A 22,564-nucleotide genomic window follows, 5' to 3' on the forward strand; every position below is an offset into this window, starting at 1 on the left:
ACTTATGTCGACCACAAATTTTGAGGCTGACAAATAACCCCTGTGGGAGCGGGCTTGCCCGCGAAGGGGCCAGCACATTCAACACATCTACCAGCAAAAAAAGCTCAAGCCTGCACCACCTCAACCCCCAACACCCGATAATCCTCGACATTGCCAGACGCCACATGCCGTTCGGTGATCAACGTGTGCACACGATTGCAAGGCGCGACGACAAAGGGCTCCACCGCGCCCAGCTTATCGGCGGTGGTGACGGCAATCACATGGGACGCACAATCGAGCATCGCCTGCTTCACCGGCACTTCATCAAAGTGCAGTGAGCTCAAGCCCACCTGCGGATGAATCGCGCAGACCCCGGTAAACAGCAGATCGGCCTTGATGCCCGCCAGCAGCCGCAGGGTTTCGTGGCCGCTGGCCGACATCGTCGCCGGGTTGAGCTGGCCGCCGGCCAGGATCACCTTGATGCCTTTGTATTCGGACAGGGTAATGGCCGTCATCGGCGACGCCGTGATCGCGGTGATGGCGATGTCCGTCGGCAGCGAACGCGCGATCTGTAAGGTGGTGGTGCCCGAGTCGAACACCACGATCTGACCGTCCCGCACCCGTCGCGCAGCCAGTTGCGCCAGATGGGTCTTCACCTCATCGGTTTCGCTGATCCGGGTGAAATAGTCCTTGCCCGTGTCTTTGGGCCGTGGCAACGCCCCACCGTGCACCCGCTGCACCAGGCCGGCGCTGGCCAGTTCCGCCAGATCGCGGCGGATGGTGTCTTCGGACACCGCGAAATGCTGGCTCAGTTCCGAGGCCATGACCTTGCCGTCGCGTTCGAGGATCAACAGGATTTTTTGCCGGCGCACTGAAGGCATTTCGGCAGCGAAATGATTGTCTTGCATGTTTTTGCCCGTTTATGCGTGTAACTGCGTGTTGCACGAGAGTATCCGCAACCCCCGGCAAAAACAACGAACCGTCCCGGTATCATTTTTTTCGATCTTTCAAATCATTACAGCGAATTTTTTATTTTCCCGTGAGCTGTTCAAGATGGCGCCGTCGCTCATGTCCTGGATGGAAACCTCATGAATATCAATTTTGCCTTTGCCTGCATGATCGTGGTCTCGTTCACCATTGCGCTGGTACACGCCTGACCGACAGGTCGCGAGGCGTCAAGATGTGCAAGGTCGCGGTAAAAGCCTGACAGATCAGGAAAATGCTCTATAACCAGTGGTGACACGATTTCCGATGCCGGGGTACTGGAAGGCGCCCCCGGAAATTAATCTCTTAAAATGTTGCGGACAATTGAGTGCCCGCCTGGAGACGCCACGATGAAACCCCTGAAAATAGCCGCCAGCGATGGCGCCGCCGCAAGCTTCAAGAACGCTCGGGAAGTGGTAGCGCTCAGCCAGACCGATTTCACCAACGTCGCCGTGGCGGTGGTGTCTGTCAATGACGTCATGGCCGGCGCCCTGGGTGCCATTCAGCGCACCGGTTTCGACATTCCGATATTCCTGGTGGCCTCGCCGGATTCAGCCAACCGTCCCCGGGAAGTCTATAAGCACCTGACGGACGTGCTGCTGCAGGTCAACGGCATTTTCGATCTCACCCGCGCCAACGCCGAGTACCATGGCAACCAACTGGAAACAGCGGCCCGAGCCTATGAAGACAGCCTCCTGCCACCCTTCTTCGACTCCCTGAAGAAGTACACCGAAGCGGCCAACGCGACCTTTGCCTGCCCCGGTCACCAGGGCGGCCAGTTCTTTCGCAAGCACCCGGCCGGCCGGCAGTTTTTCGACTTCTTCGGCGAGACGCTGTTTCGCGCCGACATGTGCAACGCCGACGTCAAGCTCGGCGACCTGCTGATCCACGAAGGCCCGGCGCTGCTGGCGCAGAAACACGCCGCGCAAGTGTTCAACGCCGACAAGACCTACTTCGTGCTCAACGGCACCTCGGCGTCGAACAAAGTGGTGACCAACGCCCTGCTGACCCCGGGCGACCTGGTGCTGTTCGACCGCAACAACCACAAGTCCAACCACCAGGGCGCGCTGCTACAGGCCGGGGCTACGCCTGTGTATCTGGAAACCGCGCGCAACCCCTACGGCTTCATCGGCGGCATCGACGCCCACTGTTTCGACGAAGGCTACCTGCGCGAGCTGATTGCCGAAGTCGCCCCGGACAAAGCCCAGCTGCCTCGGCCGTTCCGCCTGGCGATCATTCAGTTGGGCACCTACGACGGCACCGTGTACAACGCCCGGCAAGTGGTCGACCGCATCGGCAAGCTGTGTGACTACATCCTGTTCGACTCGGCGTGGGTCGGCTACGAGCAGTTCATCCCGATGATGAAAGACTGCTCGCCGCTGTTGCTCGACCTGAACGAAAACGACCCGGGCATCTTCGTCACCCAATCGGTGCACAAACAGCAGGCCGGTTTTTCCCAGGCCTCCCAGGTGCACAAGAAAGACCGGCACATCAAGGGCCAGGCCCGCTATTGCAACCACCACCGGCTCAACAACGCCTTCATGGCCCAGGCCTCCACCAGCCCCTTCTACCCGCTGTTCGCCTCACTGGATGTGAATGCCCGCATCCACTCCGGCCGCAGTGGCCTGCGCCTGTGGGAAGACTGCGTGAAGTTCGGCATCGAAGCGCGCAAGCTGATCCTCGAAGCCTGCACCATGGTCCGCCCGTTCGTGCCGGACACCATTGAAGGGCGCGCCTGGGAAGACTACCCAACGGAAGACATCGCCAACGACATCCGCTTCTTCGAGTTCCATCCCAAGGACCGCTGGCACGCCTTTGCCGGCTACGCCGAGAAGCAGTACTTCATCGACCCGTGCAAGTTGCTGTTCACCACGCCGGGCATCGACCCGGTGGACGGCAGCTACACCGACTTCGGCATTCACGCCGGCATCCTGGCCAACTTCCTGCGCGAGAACGGCATCGTCCCGGAAAAATGCGACCTCAACTCGATCCTGTTCCTGCTCACCCCGGCCGAAGACTGGGCGAAGATGACCCACCTGGCCGCCCAGATCGCCCGCTTCGAACGCTTCATCAGCGACGACGCCCCCATGAGCCGGGTACTGCCGGCCATTTACGCACAGCATCAGGAGCGCTATCGCAACTACACCATTCGCCAGCTCTGCCAGGAAATGCACGACCTGTACCGCCACCACAACGTGCAGCAACTGCAGAAGGACATGTTCCGCAAGGAACACTTCCCGAAAAAAGCCATGAACCCGCAGCAAGCGCAAATCGAGTACATCCGCGGCAACGTCGAACTGGTGGCGCTGGCCGATGCCGACGGGCGTATTGCCGCTGAAGGTGCGCTGCCCTATCCACCGGGGGTGCTCTGCGTGGTGCCGGGTGAAATCTGGGGGGGCGCGGTGTTGAAGTACTTCCTGGCGCTGGAGGAAGGCATCAACCGCTTGCCCGGCTTCACGCCGGAGTTGCAAGGGGTGTACCTGAAGCAGGAAGGCGGTCGTACCCGGGCGTATGGGTATGTGATCAAGGCTTGATGGCATGCGGCAGGAGCTGGCGCGCGCCGGCTCCTGCCCAATGCATCGATCAGAATTTTTCCGCGATGTACTTGAACGGATAGTTCGGATCCCGATAGTTACCGGGACTTTGGCGCTTGGGCAGTTTCACTTTCGCCCGCGGTACTTCCTCATAAGGAATGCTGCTGAGCACATCACTGATGATGTTCAGTCGCGCCCGCCGCTTGTCATTGGAGTTGGCGACCCGCCACGGGGCGAACTCGGTGTCGGTGGCCTCGAACATGTCGTCCCGGGCACGTGAGTAGTCGTACCAGCGGTTATAGGACTTGAGGTCCATCGGTGACAGCTTCCAGATCTTGCGCCCGTCGGTGATGCGCGCCTTGAGACGTCGGGTCTGCTCCTCCGGGCTCACTTCAAGCCAGTATTTGATCAGGATGATTCCCGACTCGACCAGTGCATGCTCGACGCGCGGCGCCACGGTGAGAAATGAGCGCACCTGCTCTTCGGTGCAAAACCCCATGACCCGCTCGACACCGGCGCGGTTGTACCAGCTGCGATCGAAGATCACCACTTCACCGGCCGCCGGCATGTGCGGCAGATAGCGTTGCACATACATCTGGCTTTTTTCCCGATCGGTCGGTGCCGGCAACGCGATCACCCGGAACACCCGCGGGCTGACACGTTCGGTCAGTGCCTTGATGGTCCCGCCCTTGCCGGCGCCATCACGGCCCTCGAAGACGATGCAGACCTTGGCGCCCGAGTGCTGTACCCACTCCTGCAGCTTGACCATCTCGACATGCAGCCGCGCCAGCTCCTCGAGATACACCTTGTTCTTGAGCTTGCCGCTTTCAATCGGCTTGCTCTTCGTTGCCGCCTTCTTCTTTGCCATGCCCGTAATCTCCTTCAATGCGTCACACAGCGTCCGGGATGCACCCGGCCGCACTCATTCAACGCCGATTGCGCTGGTAATGTTCAACCGCCAGTTCCAGGTTCAGGAACATGCGGGCCTCGCCCAACGTATGGCCCAGGGGTGCCTTGATGACCATGTCCCATACACTGGGGCTCATACCTACCAGCCACAGTGAAATGCCTTTCTCGCTCATGCGCAGCTCGGCGCTGGTGAGCATTTTCAGGGCCGTATATTCCAGGTCGAACACGCTGCGCAGGTCCAGGACCACGACCCTGGGTGTCGCCGCATCGATCAGCGGCCGGATTTTCTCGGCGATGCGCTCGGCATTGGCGAAGAACACCCGCCCCTCGGGCCTGAGCAACAGCAGCCCGTCAAACTGTTCGTCATCTGCGTTGCCGGTGGCCTGCGGGCGATAGACGTTGGTGCCGGGCTTGCGTGCCAGAACATGCACGGGCGGGTCCGAGAGCTGATAGGCCAGGGCCAGCAACGAGACGATGATCGCCACGACGATCCCTTGCAGCGTGCCCAGCAGCATCACGCCAATCATGGCCACCACGGCCCAGGCGAACTCGGTACGGCGAACCGACAGGATTTCGCGAAACTCCGCCGGCTCGATCAAGCCCACCGAATACACGATCACCACGGCGGCGAGCGTGGCATTGGGCATCAGCCCAATGAGCGGTGCCAGCAGCAGGCAAGTGCCCAATGCCAGTGCTGCGGTAATCAGTGCGGCCAGTTGCGAGCGGGCACCGGCCAGGCGGTTGACCGCCGTTTGAGTGGTCCCGCCACCCGCGACCATGGCCCCGAGAAACGCACCGCCTATGTTGGCAACGCCAGTGGCCAGCAGCTCCCGGTTCGGTTGTGGTGCAGGCTCGTCACTGCGGGCGAACGCGCGTCCCGCGGCGATGGTTTCGGTGAAACTCATCAGCGCGATACCCATCGCCGAAGGCCACAGGGTTTCGACCAGCGACGCTACCGGCAAGGTCGGCGCCGGCAACCCGATCGGCACCACGCCGACGGCGGACACACCAAAACTCTCCAGGCCAAGCAGGCTCATGCCGAGGATGCCCAGCGCCACCGCAATCAAGGGAGCGGGCAGTCGCGGTGTAAAGCGCTTCATGCCGACCAGCAGCAGTATCATGAACACCCCGACCGCCGCGGTCGGCAGCGAGGCATGAGGGATGCTCTGAACCGTGGCCACCAGGTTGTGCAGGAAGCCACCTTTGTCGATGTGGGTGCCCAGCAGCTTGGGTAGCTGGTCGAGCACGATGACCACGCCAATGCCGGCCTTGAAACCCACCAGCACCGGTTCGGAAATGAAATTGGCGACGAAACCCAGGCGCAGCATCCCCGCGACGATCAGGATCGCACCCACCATCAAGGCCAGCGTGGCGGAGCCGGCGAGCAGGGTCGCCGCATCGCCATCGGGGCTGATCTGGCCCAGTGCGGAGCCAGCGAGAATGGCCAGGGTGGTCGTGGTGCTGACACTGAGCGGACGCGACGTGCCGAGCACGGCATAGATCACCATCGGCACCAGCACCGTGTACAGCCCGACCTGCACCGGCAGGCCGGCAATCGTGGCGTACGCCAGCGCCTTGGGAATGACCACGGCCGCTGCCGTCAGCCCGGCGACCACATCGCCCCGTAGCCAGTCCGGCCGATAACTGTCTAGCCACTCCGGGATCAACAGGCTGCGCAAGGTACCCCGCTGTGAAGTGCCAGGGTTCCGCGCTTGCGGATCGCTGCCTAGTTGATTCATCAGTCACTCCAGTCGCAAATCGTCCGTGCGGATGATGAGTGGGCTCAACTGACCGCACAATCCTTTAACTGCACGCGTAACCACTGCAAACCTTCATCGGCATCGAAGCGCGCGTGGCAGCAGGCAATCCGCGCAGGCTCGACTACAAATGTAGCCGGTTTGCACGGCCACGCCGCCACATGGCTGGAGAAGCAGACAGAAGCACCAGCATCTGCGCGCAAAAATGGAAAGCCTTATATGGACGACGCCATGAAGGCGATAAATGAGCTATACCCGCTAATTCCCCCCATTGCAGTTCTTCAATTCAGGAGTTTGGCAATGAAGCTCAAGACCTCTCTGGCAGCACTCATGGTCGCGGCAAGCCTTTTCGGCTGCGCCACTTCCTCGCACCACGGCGTGAACCTCAACCTGGTCGCCACCCGGCAAAACGCCGGTCAGATCGGTACCGTCACCTTGACCGACTGGGACAAGAAAACCGGGCTCAGTTTCTTCATCAGCGGTGTTCCAACCGGGGGTACCCTGCCCCTGCGTCTTTACTCGTTCATCAATAACGGCACCTGCGAGCAACCCGGATCAGTCGCCTACGCGATGAACGACACCGTCAACACCGAACGCCAACCCATACGCGGCTGGTCCTTTACCAGGACCGCGCCCGTGCCGTTGCAAACCTTGCTTGACGGCAAGTATTCGGTGGTCGTGCGAACGGCTGCGACCGATGGCAACGTCGATATCTTTTGCGGGGATATCAAGGCGACAGAGCCGGTGAAATAGCCCTGGCCAGTGCCGACCAGCCCACGCCCCGGTACCGCTCGTGCCACCGGTTGTCCGGTGCGGGCGGTGGCGTCGGGCGAACGGAAACGGGGCTAGCAGCAACAACCAGTAACAAACCTGTCATTACTCACTGATAACGTCCTGACGCTTTCCCGAACCGCATCCGCTCGATCTCCGATCGCCAGTTCCCGGTACCAGGGCTTTGCCCCTCCGCTCAAGGTGACACTTCAGGTGTACGCAAGCACGCGCAAGCAAATCATCATCAGGTCCAACGACATGAGCTGCGACGACTTTGGCGCGTTGTTCTCGAACCTGTTCGGCAACCTGTATGCCGACTCCCCGCCACCGCCGAAAAACATCATCATCGGCGGGGTCTACGGCCGGCACGAAGGTGTCAGTTTTCGGCGCATGCACTATCGCGGCGACTTCACGGTGGACTTTCCCGCGCCTCTGGATGAAATCACCTTCGTCATTCCTACCGCCGGAAAGATCATCTTCAACCACGTCACCCAGTCGGTAGGTTTCGCGCAGATCGGCCTGGCGATCGACAAGGCCGAGGTCCGCTCGGCGCGCTTTGTCGATAACCACGCACAGCACGGGATTTCGATCAGCCGCCGGCTGATCACCGAGCGCCTGTCGACACTGCTGTGCAAACCCATCCTGCAAAAGGTGCATTTCGAACCGGTGGTGGATCTGAAGGCATCGGCCTTGCAGGGCATCCGGGCATTGATCGAACTGGCCACGGGCAGCGAGTTCGACCTGCTGATCAACAGCGGTTCACTGATGCCTTCGCGCCTTCGCGAAATGCTGGTCGATGCGGTGCTGGAAACCTGGCCGCACAACTTCACCGACGCCCTCCGGCGCCCTTCTCCACTGATAGCGCCGCGGCATGTGAAGCTGGCCGTCGAGTACATCCAGGCGCACCCCGACCACCTGGCCAGCGGCACGGAGTTGGCGCAATTGACCCATGTCAGCCTGCGCGCCTTGCAGGAAGGTTTTCAGCGTTCCATGGGTACTTCGATCGTTGCCTATCAGCGCCAGGTACGCCTGGAGCGCGCCTTTGCCGCGCTGTCCCAGGGGGCGGCGCCGTCGGTAACAGACGTAGCTCTGCAATACGGCTTCAGCAACGTCGGGCGGTTTTGCCAGTATTTCCAGAGTGCCTACGGCATCAGTCCTGCAGATGTGATGAAGGGTGTGCGAACTCGGCCGATGGCGACCCATTGAGGGTTTGTGGGAGCGGCGGTGCGACTTGCTCGCGAAAGCGGTTTATCCGCCACCCTCTTCATCGACTGTCAGTCCGCCTTCGCGAGCAAGCCCGCTCCCACCATTGGCGGGCGTTGAACCCAAAAGGCACGTACGACACAAAACCACTGTGGGAGCGGGCTTGCTCGCGAAGGGGCCGCAAGAATCAATATCAATGTGCCTGTCAGATCACTATCGCAAGCCCGCTCCCACAGATTGCCTTGACTGATCGTCAGAACAGATAGCTGGCCTTCAGCCCGCCATTGAAGCCGTGGCTGTCGCCGCCACCGCTGGCGCCGATTTCTGCCCCCACGCTCCACGGTCCAAGGTTGGCCATGACGTTGACGCCACCGGTGAACTGGTCACGGTTGTCGAAGGCGGCCTGTTGCTCGATGTCCAGGCCCAGCAGGTGCCCTTCGCTGTCGACTTCAGGGTCGCCCAGCACGTGCTCGTAGCCCACTTGCACCCCCGGCACCAGTTGCCAGGCGCCCAGGCTGACCGGTGCAAAGGATGCGTTGAGGTTGGCCACCGCGCTCTTGCGGGTCTCGTGGATGCCATCGACGTCCAGCGCCAGCTCACTGCCTTTTTCCTGGAAGCCCGACAGATTGACGTGGCTGATCCGCACACCGAGGCTTGGCTCGAGGGTCACGCCGTTCACCGGAACCCGGTAGCCCACGGCCAGGGTCGCGCCGGTGAGGTTGCCATGGCTGTCGCCCTTGGCCGTGCCCAGGCCGCCGCCGAGCTCTCGCTTGCTTTCGTAATCGAGATAACCGGCGCTGGCATCGGCATCCACAAACAGGCCGCGTTCCAGACCGTTCGGTGCAAAGCGGGCACCCACGCTGAAGAAGGTCAGGTCGGTATCGGCCTCGCCACCTGCGCCACCGACATTGCCGCGGCTGTAGCCGAAGCCGGCATGGGCGCTGAGCTGTTCGGAAAAACGTTGGGTCAGGCCAATCATCATGCCCTGGCTATGCTCGTTGCTGCTGGAGGCCTGAGACGAGCCGTCGGTGCCCAGATACCCCGCCAGGGCGGTGCTCCACAGACGATATTGCCCGGTCTTGAGGTCGGTGCCGCGGGTGAAGGGCGCAGCGGCCTGGTCGATCATCGCGCCCTGGCGCAGCAGGTAGCTGGCAGCGTCGGCATGCACCTGGCCGCCAACGGTGGACTCGACGCCCCCGAGGCTGTGCGCATCGATGGCCGATTGCAGGTAGTAGTTGTAGGCGCTGTAGGTGCCCGACAGGTTGCTGTTCTGCAGTTGTTGCAACAACTGCGCGCCGGCCGCAGCGTTGCCGGCCAGGTCCGCCGCGCCAGGCAGGCTGTTGTAGAACACCATCTTGCCGCGCAGCACGTAGAGGGTTTCCTGGGACAGGCCCAGGCCTTGCTTGAGGTAGTTGTCCATGGTGCCGTACTGCGCGGTCACCTGGTCCAGGCCGGCTTGCAGGTAGTTGGCCTCCACACCGATCAGCGGCCCATAGATGGTCGCCAGGCTTGGTGGTAACGCCGCCAGGGTCGCCCTGATGCGCTCGGCGGTGTAGTCGTTGGTCGCCAGGTAGTTGCTCATGATGGTGGCATCGTCGACCCCGGCGATGCTTTGCAGCACAGCGGCAGTCCAGCCCGTGCGGTCCTTGCCGGCGGTGCAATGGAACAGCGCGGCACCGTCGACTGCGGCCAGTTCATTGAACAGCTGGTTGAACTCGCTGCGCATCCCCGCGTTCCTGACGAAATCACGGTTGGTGTCTTGCATCATCGCGGTGGCTTCGGCGGCGCTGTGGAACGCGACGTTGGTGACGTTCGCGCCAGACGTGGAGCCGCCGATGATGTCGATGTTGGTGTAGGTCGCGCCCGTGAGCATTGTGTCGGGCGTGGCGGCGATCTCGGTGGGCGTGCGCAGGTCATAGACCGCCTTGATACCCAGGCCGTTGAGGGTCGCCAGATCCGCCGCCGAAGGCGTCAACGCGTTGGAGCGGTAAAACACCCCGCCACGCATCGTGCCGTCGTTGGCTGTGGTGTATGCCGTGGTGAGACCGGCGACATCGCGGAAATTGTCGATGCTCTTCAGGCGTGGCGTGTTGAGGGGAACAGTCTCGGCCGCCTGGGCGGCAGCGATGGACAGGCTCAAAACAGACAGCGAACACACAAGTCGTTGGAACACAGTGCAGCCTCATTGGAGTCACGTTGGGCTGACCAATATCTACATTGCATTGACGCTGAACATGACAAATCGCCTGCAAACGCAAATCACTGCGCGATGTGTCCGGGTGGCTCGTTTTCTGTCCGTGCATGGCCCGGTGTGCGGCCAGCTTCAGTGCCGAAAACCCATGACAGGCCGGATGGGAAACGTGCTGCGCAATGTCCGGCGATCAAATGCCAGACGCAAAAAACCCGCTTTTCAGCGGGTTTTCGGCTTTTCTGAAACTGCTCGCTACTGCTGTGAACTCAATGGGTTTTTTTCGAGGTCGACAGCCCGGCTTTACTCAAGCCTTTGGTGTTGTGTTCACCCGGCGTCGAGGCCGAAATAGCCCTGGCCTTGGAGAGGCCGCGAGTGTCCTTGGAGTTGGCGATGCCTGAGGTCGTGGTGCCATGACCGTTGTCATCGTTGCGCTCACTACCGTAGTGGTTCCCGCTCAGGCCATGGTCGCGCACGGATTTGCCGGCATGGTCGCTGTCCAGCCCGTTGCCGCGGTCGTTACTGCCGGAGTGGCCTGTGCCGGCGTGTCCGCCACCCATGCCGCCGCCGTGGCCTGCGCCGTTTCCGCCGCCGTGGCCTCCACCGTTTCCGCCGCCATTACCACCGCCGTTTCCACCGCCGCCACCACCGTTTCCACCGCCGCCGCCACCGCCGTCCTTCGCGTAGGCGGAACCCATGATCGACAGGCCATCAGGCAGCAAAGGGGCGGCTGCAAGCATCATGGCGCATGACATTACAGCAACGAGACTCTTGTTTTTGAAAAGCATGATTGCTTCCGTAGGTGGTTGATATCGCGTGACGTATGACGCGATATCCCTCAAACAGTTCCAGCCCGACGACAGGCGGCTGGAAGTCCACTCACACATCAATCGAACACACCATTGAGAATTTCATAAACAAGCCCGGTGGCCAACGCGACCAGGATCAGATCCGTGCCGACTTGCTGCCACTCGTAACCGTCATAGTGAGGCAACCTGCCGACCAGTCGACCATCCAGCTTTTTGGCAATGCCCGGTGGAAGCGGCTTGCCTCGGGCAAGGTTCTTTTGAATACCCGGTGGCAAGGCAGGCCCGGGGCTCCAGTAGCCTGTGCTTGCGCCAATGATTTCGAGCACGCTGCTGCGATTGATGCTGGGACCATGACTCCAGTCCCCGCCGCCAGAATTCTTGTTCTTGTTGCCCTGGTTGCCCTGATTGCCATGGCTGGCCTTGTTGTTGCCCTGGCCGTTTCCTGGATCAGCCAGCGCAGTCACTGAGCCGCTGACCAGAGCCAGGCAGGTGATTGCTGCAATCAACGATCGAGACTTGTTCATGAGTCGTTCCTTCGTAGCGGGAATGTTCCCTGAAATTTAGACGCCATTTTCGATGTTGGTTCCATCGAGTCATCGAACGCAACGATCCGCTCATCCCGCTTGATACGTCGCAGATACATCAATGCGTGGCGCTGCTTCCCGATTGTTACCTCAGCGCCGCAGTTGTCACTTCTGCGCCACCGAACGGGCCAATAAAGTATGGCCGTCGGTGTGAAACAGGCTCGTCGACTTGTCGGCCCGCGCCAGCACCGATCCCCCCATCACGGAAGAGGTGAATCATGAGTTTCGTCAAAGTGGAAAAAAACCAGAGCAGCGCCCCGTCGGATGCCGACATGAAAAAAGCCATGGTCGAGTCGGGCGGCGCGCCGGGCGAGGTCACCGGGACCAATGCCGCCCGTACCCTGACCTACACCGGCGTGGTCAATCACACGGTGTACGAGAACAAGCTGATCGAGATCGCCAAAGGTAAACGCACCAGCTGGAACTTCGTCTGGGCCGATGCCCGGGCCGCCTGAGGTCAAAGCGGGGCGGCTGACCGGCTGCCCCGCTGACCCGGCCCCTGATACAACCCCGATACCCGCTTGTAACACCAAGACACTTAGCCGCCCTGCCCCTCGACCCTAGAGTGACACCGTCAATGGACTGCAGCGCCAAGCGTCAGCAGCCATTGTTTGCCCAACACACCACCAAGGAAGAGGGAAACCATGAGCAAGTCAATCGCTGTCAGCCAACAGAGCCAGCAGCTTCACAATGATGTGCAAGAAGCCGTCAAGTCGATCATGGGTGCAACGCAACTGAAGGCGTCGGATTACGGCCGGGTCCTGAGGTCGGCCCTGGCGGCTTCGCAAAAAACCGTCACCATCGAAATCGCCGCCGGCGACCTGACGCAGCTGAAGAAGTCCGGCTACAAGCTGTGCTTTGCCAAGAAGGTGGGTGACGCCGACTACAACGTGGTCTGGCAGTCCTATGACGCTTACCTGAGCAACAACGAGTTCAGCTGGACGCCTCAATATCAGCTGTTTGCGTCCAACCTGTTCAAGGCCAATGTGCAGGTCAAAGTCTCGACCAACATCGTCAATATCGGCCTGGGGCAAACATCGACACTCGATGAACACGGTCTGCTGAGTTCGGCGGTTACCGGGGGACCGAACATTTCCATGACCTTTGTAAACGACTACGCCCCCATCCATCCGGGTATCAACCAGCTCTCTACCGGCATTGATGGCACTCAGGTCAGCACGCCCATTTACGTTGCGGTGGATCAGGTGGTCACCGGTGAAACCGTGCTGACGCCGGTGGAAACCATCCTCGTGTGGTTCGAACAGAACGTACAGACCAGCACCATGTTCAGTACCTCACGCTCCAAGGCGATCGAAATCGACCTGACGTTCGATAACACCGCAGGTCGCCTTTACGAAGGCGGTCAGTGGAAAACCGTGTAACCGTCATACCGGGGCAACCTTACGGTTGCCCTTTCACTTCTCTTTACCCGTCGTGGCGAAGTAACCCGTCAGCGAGCGACAGATCGACTGCGCGAGGTCCTCCTGGGTGGCGATGCCATAGGGTCGGTCACGATCGAACTGCGCCGACCAGCGAATCCGCCCCTGCGCCACATCCACCAGGCGCAATGACGCGCGCACCCGCGAAGGCTCGACCCGCACGCTGCCCTCCAGGCAATAGCTGTAACGCCCGCCACGCTTGAAGTCCGGTACTGGCTCACTGTTGCGTGCCACCCGCATCAACACATGATTGGTCCCGGTCTGCGCCTGCTCGAACGATTCAAACAGTCGGCAACTCAACTCCTCGCACAAGCCCCGGGCAAAGTCATTGCCATCGCGGGTGAGGCAGGTAAACGGCTGGATCTGGACCACAGGATGGCGCGTGCCGACGCCCTTGGGCCGCAGCCGCTGATAGGTCAAACGATAACACCCGGGTGGAATACTGAAGCGCACCGGGTCCTGCTGGCCGTTGCCGGCGTAATGCGCTGCGAGCTTGCGCCGCAAGCGCCCCACCTGCACCCGCACCACCGGATCGTCGCCGGTGCAATACACTGCCGGGTCACGACGAAACACCGCGATGCCGATGGCGTGTTCGGTCAGTGGCGTTTTACAAGCCTGAAGGTCGTGCTCGACCAGAAAGCGCAGCAGGCTGCCCATGCGCCTGGACTTGGCAAACAACGGGCTGACCAGCAACAACGCCAGCACCCGCTCGATTTCTTCCCGATCGAGCGGCTCGGGAACCCCCGCCGCCGTCGAATCGGCCATGCTCATGATCACCATCGCCTGCCTCCGTGCAGGTTGCCGACAGGAATGGATGTCGCACTCCGTGATTACCCTCGCAGCGTGAGCAGGATTGGCGCTCGGGCACTGCAACGACCAAGCTTAGCAGCCGTGTTGATATCGGCAGGCAATTGCGATGGTAGCAACCCGCCATCCGACGAACGTTCAATCTTGACGTCCGAAAAACTTGTAGGACTTGCCCCTTTGTGGCGAGGGCGCTTGCTCCCGCCGGGCTGGGAAGCGGCCCTCATACCTTGCAACTCATTTCCTCAGACACTTCGCAGTGCCCGGTTTTACGGCGGCAGAGCCGCCGGACGGGAGCAAGCTCCCTCGCCACAGGGGGTATTGGGCGTCCTACAGGCCGGTTGCAGCCGTCGAAGTCGATGCCTAATGTGCGTCCGTCGCTGACTTGCGTTGGCGATTGGGTTTCGCAGCCCAACCGACACATACCCTTACACCGTCAAACAACAATTCTGGCAAACTTCGCCAGCATTACGCTTTATGGCGGTTGTGCGTGGGAGATCTACGGGTCTGCCGAGTTTTGGGATGTGTTCCTCGGTCTGCGAACCCGCGTACAGCTGCCACCCAATTGATTCGCAGCAATTAGGTGGCGCTTCATTAATTTTTTGAGTGAACTTAAAAATGATGAACACCCCACCCCGCCGCTTCACCCCCATGAAACAAATCGCCACCAGCTACCCCGTCCTCCTCATCGACAACGACGCCCCGCTACGCGAACTCCACAACTGCGCCGCCGAACGCCTCAACGCCGTCCTGCAATACCTCAACCTCATGGCCTGCACCAGCCTCCCCGACTACGCCGAAAACGACATCAATACCGTCAGCAATATTTCGCGGATTCTGCTGCAGGATGTACGGGATGTGTTTGGGGTGATTGAGCAGAGGGGGTTTGAGGTGCCGAAGAAGCAGTGACATTTTTCAAGCACAAAAAACCCGCATTTCTGCGGGTTTTCAATGGCCACCGTTCTGTTGGCTACAGCGGCCATCAGCAGACTGAGATGCAAAAAAACGATTATTGAAAAACGCCTAAACAATCCATCTCCCCGGCCGATTCATTTAGACTCGATTGTTGGCTCATGGGGCCAGGCCAAGCCCCATAACGGATATCCAAGACGCTTTTCATGAAAAAAATAATCAGCTATTTGCGAAATGGTTACTGGAAAAGATGGATTCGCCAACACAAATGCAAAGTGGCGGGCGGTGTATTGTCACTGCACAAAAGATCGACACTGACCATTGAAGAAGGCGTAACGCTTGGGCATGTGGTCATAGAGTCAAAAAAGCTCGAAATCGGTGCCCATACCTATATCCGCAGTGACTGCGTCCTTTCGGCGGTCTCCTCCATTGGCAGGTTTTGCTCCATTGGTAGCAGCTGTTTTATCGGCCAACAAAAAAGCTCGCATCCGTTGGACTGGCTCAGTTCACATCCCTTTCAATATACCGACACTGCGCTGGTTTACGACCCGGAGGTTGCGGACATCACGATTGGGCATGACGTCTGGGTCGGCCATAGCGCGATGATCCTGGAAGGCGTGAGCATAGGCACCGGCGCAGTCATCGCAACCCGCGCCCTGGTTGCCCATGACGTGCCACCGTACGCCATTGTTGCCGGCACCCCGGCAAAAGTCGTCAAGTATCGGCACACACCCGAGTTGATTGAGGCACTGATCAACAGCAAGTGGTGGGAGGTTGATGTCGAGGTACTCAAGACATTACCGCTCAATGATCCGCAAGCCACTTTGGCTCTGTTGGCCACCCTGCAGAAAGAAACACGCGCCGACTACCAACAGATCGAGATCACCCGCAAAGGGTGCAGTGTTTCGTCTTGAGCAGCGCAAATGACCAGCGCTGCACTTCAAGATGCCTGGCTGTAACCCGATTCGAATGATAAAAAAACCCGCATCAAATGCGGGTTTTAAAGGCCGGTTCCTGATGAACCCTGCCCGAAAAGCGGTTATCAGAAGTTCGCCGGCGTGTTCGCGCTGATAATCTCCGCTTCATCCGCCCCGATGTTGCGAAACCTGTGCGGCAAGGTCGTCGGGAAGTAATAGCCATCCCCGGCATTCAGCACACTCACCTGGCCATCCACGGTCAACTCAACCGTGCCACGGGTCACCAGCCCGCACTCCTCGCCTTCGGAATGCACGATCGGCTCTTCGCCGGAGCTTGCGCCCGGTGCGTATTGCTCGCGCAGCAGGCGCATCTGCCGGCTCGGTACGGACGCGCCGATCAGCAGCAGGCGCAGGCCGTGGCGGCCGAGGTCGGGCTGTTCGTTGGCGCGGAAGACGTACTGGTGTTCGCGCGGTGGCTGATCGAAGGTGAAGAAGTCGGCCAGGGACATGGGGATGCCCTCCAGCAATTTCTTCAGGGAGCTGACGGAGGGACTGACCCGATTCTGTTCGATCAGGGAGATGGTTGCATTGGTGACGCCGCTACGCCGGGCCAGCTCGCGCTGGGACAGTTTGTAGCTTTCGCGTACTAATTTGAGTCGTGAGCCCGTGTCCATGACAGCCTTATGTGCCAACCCGTAGGAGCGAGTGTGTTCGCGATTGCGATTTTAGCCTCAACATTGATGTTGATTGAACTGGCGTTTTCGCGAGCAAGCTCGCTCCTACAGGGATAATGGAGGGGTGGAGTAAAGGCGCGGATCACGCCGTTTTCCGGTCCCGGAAACGTGAAAGGCGGCTATTAAATCACGTTTGTTGGTAATGCTCAGCAGGTTCGATAAACGGTGGAATAAAACAACCTGTGGGAGCGAGCCTGCTCGCGAAAGCGGTGTGTCAGGCGACATCTGTTTTGGCTGATATGGCCTCTTCGCGAGCAAGCCCGCTCCCACAGGGGACCGCGGTATTTCCGGGATTAAAAAACCGGCGGCACCCTTTGGAGGAGATGCCGCCGGCGAGGTAAGGCTTAGATGCCGAAACGGTCGCGCAGCGAGTAGTACACGGCGCCCAGGGCGGTCAGTGGTGCCGAGAAGGTGCGCCCGCCGATCATCGGCATGTGCGGCAAGGAGGCAAACGCGTCGAAACGCTCGGCGTCGCCACGGATCATTTCCGAGATCAGTTTGCCGGCCAGGTGCGAGCAGGTCACGCCGTGGCCGCTGTAGCCCTGCATGTAGTAGGCGTTTTTCTCGATACGGCCGAATTGCGGCATGCGCGACATGGTCAGCAGGAAGTTGCCGGTCCAGCGGTAGTCGATCTTCACGTCCTTCAATTGCGGGAAGGTCTTGAGGATTTTCGGACGGATCAATTGCTCAATGTCATTCGGTTCGCGCGCACCGTAGACCACGCCACCGCCGTAGAGCAGGCGGTTGTCCGCGGTCAGGCGGTAGTAGTCGAGCAGGTAGTTGCAGTCTTCGACGCAGTAGTTGTTCTTGATCAGGCTGCGGGCCTGCTTTTCCGACAACGGCTCGGTGACGACGATCTGCGAACCGCACGGCATGCTCTTGCTGGTCACGCGGTTGTCCAGGCCTTGCGGCAGGTAGGCGTTACCGGCGATCAACAGGTACTTGGCCTTCACCACGCCTTTGGCCGTGCGCACGGTGATCGGCTCGCCGTAGGTGATTTCCACCGCCGCCGATTGCTCGTAGATCTTGCCGCCCAGGCCGATGATCGCCGAGGCTTCGCCGAGGGCCAGGTTCAGCGGGTGAATGTGGCCGCCCTGCATGTCCAGCAGGCCGCCGACGTAGGCATCGGAACCCACTTCGCGCTTGATGTCGGCTTCGCCGAGCAGTGTCAGGTTCTTGTTGCCGTAGCGCTCCCAGCTTTTCTTCTGCTCGGCCAGGCCCTTGAGTTGCTTCTTGTTCATCGCCGCGAAGATGCCGCCGGGACGGTAATCGCACTGGATGTCGTAGTGCTGTATGCGCTGACGAATGATGTCGGCGCCTTCGAAAATCATGCTGCCGAGCACTTCGGCGGTCTTGTCGCCGTAGCGCTCTTCGATGACATCGACGTCGCGGCTGTAGGAGTTGACCAGTTGGCCGCCGTTGCGACCGCTGGCGCCGAAGCCGACTTTGGCCGCTTCGAGCACGGTCACGCTGTAGCCCGCTTCGGCGAGGAACAGGGCCGAGGACAGGCCGGTGTAGCCGGCGCCGATCACGCAGACGTCGCAGTCCACGGCCCCTTCCAGCACCGGGAAATCGCCGGTGAAGTTGCGGGTGGCGGCGTAGTAGCTGTTTACATGCTGTTGATTGCTGGAGCTGTGTTTCATAAATTTCTCCGATGGCCGCCGCAGGTTGCCGGCGACCGCCGCTTTATTGTTGTTAGAGCTTGATCCAGGTCGCTTTGAGTTCGGTGTACTTGTCGAACGCGTGCAGCGATTTGTCCCGCCCGTTACCCGACTGCTTGTACCCGCCGAACGGCGCGGTCATGTCGCCACCGTCGTACTGGTTGACCCAGACGCTGCCGGCACGCAAGCCACGGGCGAAGGTATGGGCTTTGCTCAGGTTGCGGGTCCAGACGCCGGCGGCCAGGCCGAAGATGCTGTCGTTGGCAATCGCCAGGGCTTCTTCAGCAGTGTCGAAGGTGATGACCGACAGCACCGGGCCGAAGATTTCTTCCCGGGCGATGGTCATGGCGTTGGTCACGCCGTCGAAAATCGTCGGCTGCACGTACTGGCCACCGGTGTCTTCGAGGGTGCGGCTGCCGCCGGCGATCAGTTCGGCGCCCTGCTCCTTGCCGATGCCGATGTAGCGCAGCACGTTGTCCAGTTGACGCTCGTCGACGACCGCGCCAACGGTGGTTGCAGGATCGAGCGCGTGGCCCGGCTTCCAGGCTTGCAAGGCTTCCACCAACAATGGAATGAACGACTCGCGAATCGAACGCTCCACCAGCAGGCGCGAACCGGCGGTGCAGACTTCGCCCTGGTTGAAGGCGATGGCGCTGGCCGCTGCCTGTGCTGCCGCGCGCAGATCCGGTGCATCGGCGAACACCACGTTCGCGCTCTTGCCCCCGGCTTCGGCCCACACGCGTTTCATGTTGCTTTGCCCGGCGTAGATCATCAGCTGCTTGGCAATCGCCGTGGAGCCGGTGAAGGCCAGCACATCGACATCCATGTGCAAGGCCAGCGCCTTGCCCACGGTGTGGCCGTAGCCCGGCAGGACGTTGAACACGCCTTTCGGGATGCCGGCATCGAGTGCCAGCTGCGCGATGCGGATCGCGGTCAGCGGCGACTTTTCCGATGGTTTGAGGATGAAGGAATTGCCCATCGCCAGGGCCGGGGCGAATTTCCAGCTGGCCATGATCAGCGGGAAGTTCCACGGCACGATGGCTGCGACCACGCCGGACGCTTCGCGCGTCACCAGGCCCAACTGATCGTGGGGCGTGGCGGCGACTTCGTCGTAGATCTTGTCGATGGCTTCGGCGGTCCAGCGGATCGCGTTGGCGGTCGCCGGAATGTCGATGCTCATGGAATCGCTGATCGGCTTGCCCATGTCGAGGGTTTCGAGCAGGGCCAGTTCTTCCTGGTTCGCCAGGATCAGGTCGGCGAAACGGATCAGGATGCGCTTGCGCTCGGCCGGGGCCAGGTTGGCCCACACACCGGATTCGAAGGTGCGGCGCGCCACGGCGACTGCCGCATTGGCGTCGGCTTCGTCGGTGCTGGCGACGTTCGCCAGGAAACGGCCGTCCACCGGGCTTAAGCATTCGAACGTGGCGCCACTGGCGGCCGCGCAGTATTGGCCGTCAATGAATGCGCGACCTTCAATGGAGAGGGACTGGAAGCGTTGCTCCCAATCGCTGCGAGTGTTTGTCATGGTTGTGACTCGACGCAGGAAATAGATGGTTGCCGGAACTGAAGCCCGTCAGTTCAAGTTCTGAAATGCAATCCCTGTGGGAGCGGGCTTGCTCGCGAAGGCGCCGGCACATCCAATATTGATGTCACCTGACACACCGCTTTCGCGAGCAAGCCCGCTCCCACATTTGATTGTGTTGAACCGACCAATCAAACGGTGTGCAAGTACCAGTTGTACTCAAGGTCGGAGATGGAGTTCTCGAACTCGGCCAGCTCGCTTTCCTTGCACGCCACGAACACGTCGATGTACATCGGGTCGATGTAGCGCGCCATGACTTCGCTGTCGTCCAGCTCGCGCAGGGCATCGCGCAGGTTGTTCGGCAGGCTTTGCTCGTTCTGCTCGTAGCTGTTGCCTTCCACCGGGGCGCCCGGCTCGATCTGGTTGGTCAGGCCGTGGTGCACGCCGGCCAATACCGAGGCCATCAGCAGGTACGGGTTGGCGTCGGCGCCGGCCACGCGGTGTTCGATGCGCACGGCGTCCTTCGAGCCGGTCGGTACGCGCACGGCCACGGTGCGGTTGTCGATGCCCCAGCTCGGCGAGTTCGGCACATAGAACTGCGCACCAAAACGACGGTACGAGTTGACGTTCGGGCAGAGGAACGCCATCTGCGCCGGCAGGGTCTCGAGCACACCGCCGATCGCGTGACGCAGCGCGGCGTTCTGCTCGGGATCCTCGCTGGCAAAGATGTTGTTGCCTTCTTTGTCGAGAATCGAAATGTGCACGTGCAGACCGTTGCCCGCCTGGCCCGGATACGGCTTGGCCATGAAGGTGGTGTCCATCTCGTGGTCGTAGGCGATGTTCTTCACCAGACGCTTGAGCAGGACCGCGTAGTCGCAGGCCTTGATCGGGTCAGCCACGTGATGCAGGTTGACTTCGAATTGCGCCGGGGCGCTTTCCTTGACGATCGCGTCAGCCGGGATTCCCTGCTCTTTCGCGCCTTCGAGGATGTCTTGCAGGCAATCGACGTATTCGTCGAGGTCGTCGATCAGGTACACCTGGGTCGACATCGGACGCTTGCCGGAAACCGGCGAACGCGGCGATTGCGGACGACCGTTCACGTTGTCCTGGTCGATCAGGTAGAACTCCAGTTCGAACGCGGCGCAGATGGTCAGGCCCATGTCGTCGAACTTGCGCACGACATTGGCCAGCACTTCACGCGGGTCGGCGAAGAAGGGCTCGCCTTCGAGTTCGTGCATGGTCATCAGCAGTTGCGCAGTCGGGCGCTTCTGCCAGGGTTCGATGCTCAGGGTGCCCGGGATGGGGTAGCAGATCCGGTCGGAGTCGCCGATGTCCAGACCCAGGCCGGTGCTTTCCACCGTGGAGCCATTGATGTCCAGAGCGAACAGAGACGCCGGCAGGTTGATGCCTTTCTCGTAAACCTTATGAAGACTGGTGCGCTCGATGCGCTTGCCGCGCACCACACCGTTCATATCCGCAATCAGAAGGTCGACGTACAAAACCTCAGGATATTTCTTAAGGAATGCGTTTGCTTCGTTGAGTTGAACGGTACGCAGAGGGACCGACATGATGCACCTATTTTTTACTGTTAATTATTATGTTCACCGCCCTTTCACGAGCCCAGTCAATCCGAAAGGCAAAGTGAAGTCAATAGCGAACACCTGGCCTTTCAACGTTTATTTTCGGGCCTCTCAGAAGGAAGAGAGTGCCAGATACGCCCTCAAACACGCGTAAATCCTGAAGATCGGACGTTCGGCGTTTAGAATTTTTTACATGAGAGTTGTTAATTAAAATCAACAAGGCTAAGCTCCAGAAAAGCTCGTTCAAGTGTGAAACTTCGAGGTGATAAAAATGGCATTCAAGCCATTGATCGGCGTTACTGCGTGCGTCAAACAGATTGGCCTGCACCCCTACCACATCAGCGGCGACAAGTACTTGCGTGCTGTCAGCGTTGCGGCGCTGGGGCTGCCTGTCGTTATTCCTTCCTTAGGCGACCTGACCGAAGTCGATGACCTGCTGCCGCAGCTCGACGGTCTGTTGCTGACCGGGTCGCCGTCGAACGTGGAACCCTTCCACTATCAAGGCCCCGACAGCGCCCCCGGTACGGAACACGATCCGCAACGGGACCGCACCACCCTGCCACTGATCCGCGCAGCCATCGCTGCCGGCGTTCCGGTGCTCGGCATCTGCCGCGGCTTCCAGGAAATGAACGTGGCGTTCGGTGGCAGCCTGCATCAGAAAGTCCATGAACTTCCCGGCTTCCTCGATCACCGTGAGGCCAATCACCCGGACCTGGCCGTGCAATACGCTGCGGCCCATGCGGTGAATGTGCAGCCCGGCGGCGTGTTCGAAGCCCTGGACCTGCCACCGGTGTTCCAGGTCAATTCGATTCACAGCCAGGGCATCGACCGCCTCGCGCCCGGCCTGCGCGCCGAAGCTGTCGCGCCCGATGGCCTGATCGAAGCGATCTCGGTCGAGCACAGCCAGGCCTTCGCCCTCGGCGTGCAATGGCACCCGGAATGGCAGGTTCTGAACAACCCGCCTTACTTGAGTATTTTCCAGGCGTTCGGCGAAGCCTGCCGGCAACGGGCGGCACTGCGTCACTCGAGCTGATGAATTGATACCCACATTCAACGATTAACTGCCCAACGCGAGCGGGCAGGCGCTTGTGCGTGCCCCGTTCGCGAAAACAACACACTGCAATAACAACAAGTACGACCCAGGCAGCCAGGATGGCGACGCCGAATTAACCCGGCCGGAATGCAATGCCGGTCAGCCAGATGCAGTCCCCCTGTGGGAGCGGGCTTGCTCGCGAAGGCGGCGACACAGTCAACACAGATGTCGCCTGACACACCGC

The 22,564-nt window shown here is 60.5% G+C and carries 19 protein-coding genes; 8 read left to right on the forward strand and 11 right to left on the reverse strand.

All coding sequences use genetic code 11. The annotated features are described in order from the left end of the window. Nucleotides 1–104 precede the first annotated feature (104 nt). Nucleotides 105–887: a DeoR/GlpR family DNA-binding transcription regulator gene (locus tag AC3WN7_RS22430; protein WP_095967749.1), complete on the reverse strand. Its 783-nt coding sequence runs from the start codon at nt 885–887 to the stop codon at nt 105–107. 426 nt (nt 888–1,313) lie between these two features. Here AC3WN7_RS22430 and speF point away from each other — a divergent pair, with 426 nt between their 5' ends. Next, on the forward strand, nt 1,314–3,497 hold the full coding sequence (gene speF, locus AC3WN7_RS22435) for an ornithine decarboxylase SpeF (RefSeq protein ID WP_102675050.1): 2,184 nt from the start codon (nt 1,314–1,316) through the stop codon (nt 3,495–3,497). A 49-nt stretch (nt 3,498–3,546) separates the two neighbouring features. Here the strand turns inward: speF and ppk2 are convergent, their stop codons facing one another. Together ppk2 and AC3WN7_RS22445 are read right to left on the reverse strand one after the other, a co-directional pair. Then, complete coding sequence (gene ppk2, locus AC3WN7_RS22440) at nt 3,547–4,365, reverse strand: polyphosphate kinase 2 (RefSeq protein ID WP_095967772.1); 819 nt, start codon at nt 4,363–4,365, stop codon at nt 3,547–3,549. 58 nt (nt 4,366–4,423) lie between these two features. After that, entirely contained in the window at nt 4,424–6,145 is a 1,722-nt protein-coding gene (locus AC3WN7_RS22445) for a SulP family inorganic anion transporter (protein ID WP_102675049.1), read from the reverse strand. Nucleotides 6,146–6,463: 318 nt separating this feature from the next. On the opposite strand from AC3WN7_RS22445, the gene AC3WN7_RS22450 reads away from it, so the two are divergent. Both AC3WN7_RS22450 and AC3WN7_RS22455 read left to right on the forward strand, forming a co-directional pair. After that, on the forward strand, nt 6,464–6,916 hold the full coding sequence (locus AC3WN7_RS22450; protein WP_102675048.1) for a hypothetical protein: 453 nt from the start codon (nt 6,464–6,466) through the stop codon (nt 6,914–6,916). Between the two features lie 276 nt (nt 6,917–7,192). Continuing rightward, nucleotides 7,193–8,140, forward strand: a complete 948-nt coding sequence (locus tag AC3WN7_RS22455) for a helix-turn-helix transcriptional regulator (protein ID WP_102675054.1) — start codon at nt 7,193–7,195, stop codon at nt 8,138–8,140. A 250-nt stretch (nt 8,141–8,390) separates the two neighbouring features. On the opposite strand, the gene AC3WN7_RS22460 is transcribed toward AC3WN7_RS22455, so the two are convergent. From AC3WN7_RS22460 to AC3WN7_RS22470, 3 genes are all read right to left on the reverse strand, one after another. Next, a complete protein-coding gene (locus AC3WN7_RS22460; RefSeq protein ID WP_102675047.1) occupies nt 8,391–10,310 on the reverse strand; it encodes a tyrosine-protein phosphatase in 1,920 nt (639 codons plus the stop codon). Nucleotides 10,311–10,594: 284 nt separating this feature from the next. Beyond that, nucleotides 10,595–11,113 carry a hypothetical protein gene (locus AC3WN7_RS22465; RefSeq protein WP_102675046.1) on the reverse strand — a complete coding sequence of 173 codons (519 nt, stop codon included), beginning with the start codon at nt 11,111–11,113 and terminating at the stop codon, nt 10,595–10,597. Nucleotides 11,114–11,211: 98 nt separating this feature from the next. Further along, entirely contained in the window at nt 11,212–11,658 is a 447-nt protein-coding gene (locus AC3WN7_RS22470) for an anti-virulence regulator CigR family protein (protein WP_095967778.1), read from the reverse strand. A gap of 278 nt (nt 11,659–11,936) precedes the next feature. Between AC3WN7_RS22470 and AC3WN7_RS22475 the strand changes: the two genes are divergently transcribed. Both AC3WN7_RS22475 and AC3WN7_RS22480 read left to right on the forward strand, forming a co-directional pair. Beyond that, nucleotides 11,937–12,173 carry a hypothetical protein gene (locus tag AC3WN7_RS22475; protein WP_095967779.1) on the forward strand — a complete coding sequence of 79 codons (237 nt, stop codon included), beginning with the start codon at nt 11,937–11,939 and terminating at the stop codon, nt 12,171–12,173. Between the two features lie 189 nt (nt 12,174–12,362). Beyond that, a complete protein-coding gene (locus tag AC3WN7_RS22480; RefSeq protein ID WP_095967780.1) occupies nt 12,363–13,100 on the forward strand; it encodes a hypothetical protein in 738 nt (245 codons plus the stop codon). A gap of 33 nt (nt 13,101–13,133) precedes the next feature. Here the strand turns inward: AC3WN7_RS22480 and AC3WN7_RS22485 are convergent, their stop codons facing one another. Further along, on the reverse strand, nt 13,134–13,937 hold the full coding sequence (locus AC3WN7_RS22485) for a hypothetical protein (protein WP_102675045.1): 804 nt from the start codon (nt 13,935–13,937) through the stop codon (nt 13,134–13,136). A 645-nt stretch (nt 13,938–14,582) separates the two neighbouring features. Here AC3WN7_RS22485 and AC3WN7_RS22490 point away from each other — a divergent pair. Then, the gene (locus AC3WN7_RS22490; RefSeq protein ID WP_102675053.1) at nt 14,583–14,870 is read left to right on the forward strand and encodes a fructose-bisphosphate aldolase; all 288 of its coding nucleotides are present in this window, start codon (nt 14,583–14,585) and stop codon (nt 14,868–14,870) included. Between the two features lie 209 nt (nt 14,871–15,079). Next, the gene (locus AC3WN7_RS22495) at nt 15,080–15,787 is read left to right on the forward strand and encodes a CatB-related O-acetyltransferase (RefSeq protein WP_102675044.1); all 708 of its coding nucleotides are present in this window, start codon (nt 15,080–15,082) and stop codon (nt 15,785–15,787) included. A 128-nt stretch (nt 15,788–15,915) separates the two neighbouring features. On the opposite strand, the gene AC3WN7_RS22500 is transcribed toward AC3WN7_RS22495, so the two are convergent. From AC3WN7_RS22500 to AC3WN7_RS22515, 4 genes are all read right to left on the reverse strand, one after another. Beyond that, a complete protein-coding gene (locus AC3WN7_RS22500) occupies nt 15,916–16,464 on the reverse strand; it encodes a cupin domain-containing protein (protein ID WP_007975263.1) in 549 nt (182 codons plus the stop codon). A 404-nt stretch (nt 16,465–16,868) separates the two neighbouring features. Further along, complete coding sequence (locus AC3WN7_RS22505) at nt 16,869–18,167, reverse strand: NAD(P)/FAD-dependent oxidoreductase (RefSeq protein ID WP_015095579.1); 1,299 nt, start codon at nt 18,165–18,167, stop codon at nt 16,869–16,871. Nucleotides 18,168–18,219: 52 nt separating this feature from the next. Further along, nucleotides 18,220–19,710 (reverse strand): aldehyde dehydrogenase, encoded by a 1,491-nt coding sequence (locus AC3WN7_RS22510; RefSeq protein WP_095967784.1) that lies wholly within the window; start codon nt 19,708–19,710, stop codon nt 18,220–18,222. A gap of 188 nt (nt 19,711–19,898) precedes the next feature. Beyond that, complete coding sequence (locus AC3WN7_RS22515) at nt 19,899–21,275, reverse strand: glutamine synthetase family protein (protein ID WP_007975260.1); 1,377 nt, start codon at nt 21,273–21,275, stop codon at nt 19,899–19,901. Nucleotides 21,276–21,558: 283 nt separating this feature from the next. Between AC3WN7_RS22515 and AC3WN7_RS22520 the strand changes: the two genes are divergently transcribed. Next, nucleotides 21,559–22,320: a gamma-glutamyl-gamma-aminobutyrate hydrolase family protein gene (locus AC3WN7_RS22520; RefSeq protein WP_102675043.1), complete on the forward strand. Its 762-nt coding sequence runs from the start codon at nt 21,559–21,561 to the stop codon at nt 22,318–22,320. The last annotated feature ends 244 nt before the right edge of the window (nt 22,321–22,564 follow it).

The sequence above is a fragment of the Pseudomonas sp. FW305-70 genome (genome assembly GCF_058783925.1).

Coding starts and splice junctions, on each gene's coding strand:
- AC3WN7_RS22465 (WP_102675046.1), bottom strand. CDS start 11,113: ATGCTTTTCAAAAACAAGAGTCTCGTTGCTGTAATGTCATGCGCCATG.
- AC3WN7_RS22520 (WP_102675043.1), top strand. CDS start 21,559: ATGGCATTCAAGCCATTGATCGGCGTTACTGCGTGCGTCAAACAGATT.
- AC3WN7_RS22485 (WP_102675045.1), bottom strand. CDS start 13,937: ATGGTGATCATGAGCATGGCCGATTCGACGGCGGCGGGGGTTCCCGAG.
- AC3WN7_RS22430 (WP_095967749.1), bottom strand. CDS start 887: ATGCAAGACAATCATTTCGCTGCCGAAATGCCTTCAGTGCGCCGGCAA.
- AC3WN7_RS22470 (WP_095967778.1), bottom strand. CDS start 11,658: ATGAACAAGTCTCGATCGTTGATTGCAGCAATCACCTGCCTGGCTCTG.
- AC3WN7_RS22455 (WP_102675054.1), top strand. CDS start 7,193: ATGAGCTGCGACGACTTTGGCGCGTTGTTCTCGAACCTGTTCGGCAAC.
- AC3WN7_RS22515 (WP_007975260.1), bottom strand. CDS start 21,275: ATGTCGGTCCCTCTGCGTACCGTTCAACTCAACGAAGCAAACGCATTC.
- AC3WN7_RS22500 (WP_007975263.1), bottom strand. CDS start 16,464: ATGGACACGGGCTCACGACTCAAATTAGTACGCGAAAGCTACAAACTG.
- speF (WP_102675050.1), top strand. CDS start 1,314: ATGAAACCCCTGAAAATAGCCGCCAGCGATGGCGCCGCCGCAAGCTTC.
- AC3WN7_RS22475 (WP_095967779.1), top strand. CDS start 11,937: ATGAGTTTCGTCAAAGTGGAAAAAAACCAGAGCAGCGCCCCGTCGGAT.
- AC3WN7_RS22495 (WP_102675044.1), top strand. CDS start 15,080: ATGAAAAAAATAATCAGCTATTTGCGAAATGGTTACTGGAAAAGATGG.
- AC3WN7_RS22490 (WP_102675053.1), top strand. CDS start 14,583: ATGAACACCCCACCCCGCCGCTTCACCCCCATGAAACAAATCGCCACC.
- AC3WN7_RS22505 (WP_015095579.1), bottom strand. CDS start 18,167: ATGAAACACAGCTCCAGCAATCAACAGCATGTAAACAGCTACTACGCC.
- ppk2 (WP_095967772.1), bottom strand. CDS start 4,365: ATGGCAAAGAAGAAGGCGGCAACGAAGAGCAAGCCGATTGAAAGCGGC.
- AC3WN7_RS22450 (WP_102675048.1), top strand. CDS start 6,464: ATGAAGCTCAAGACCTCTCTGGCAGCACTCATGGTCGCGGCAAGCCTT.
- AC3WN7_RS22480 (WP_095967780.1), top strand. CDS start 12,363: ATGAGCAAGTCAATCGCTGTCAGCCAACAGAGCCAGCAGCTTCACAAT.
- AC3WN7_RS22445 (WP_102675049.1), bottom strand. CDS start 6,145: ATGAATCAACTAGGCAGCGATCCGCAAGCGCGGAACCCTGGCACTTCA.
- AC3WN7_RS22510 (WP_095967784.1), bottom strand. CDS start 19,710: ATGACAAACACTCGCAGCGATTGGGAGCAACGCTTCCAGTCCCTCTCC.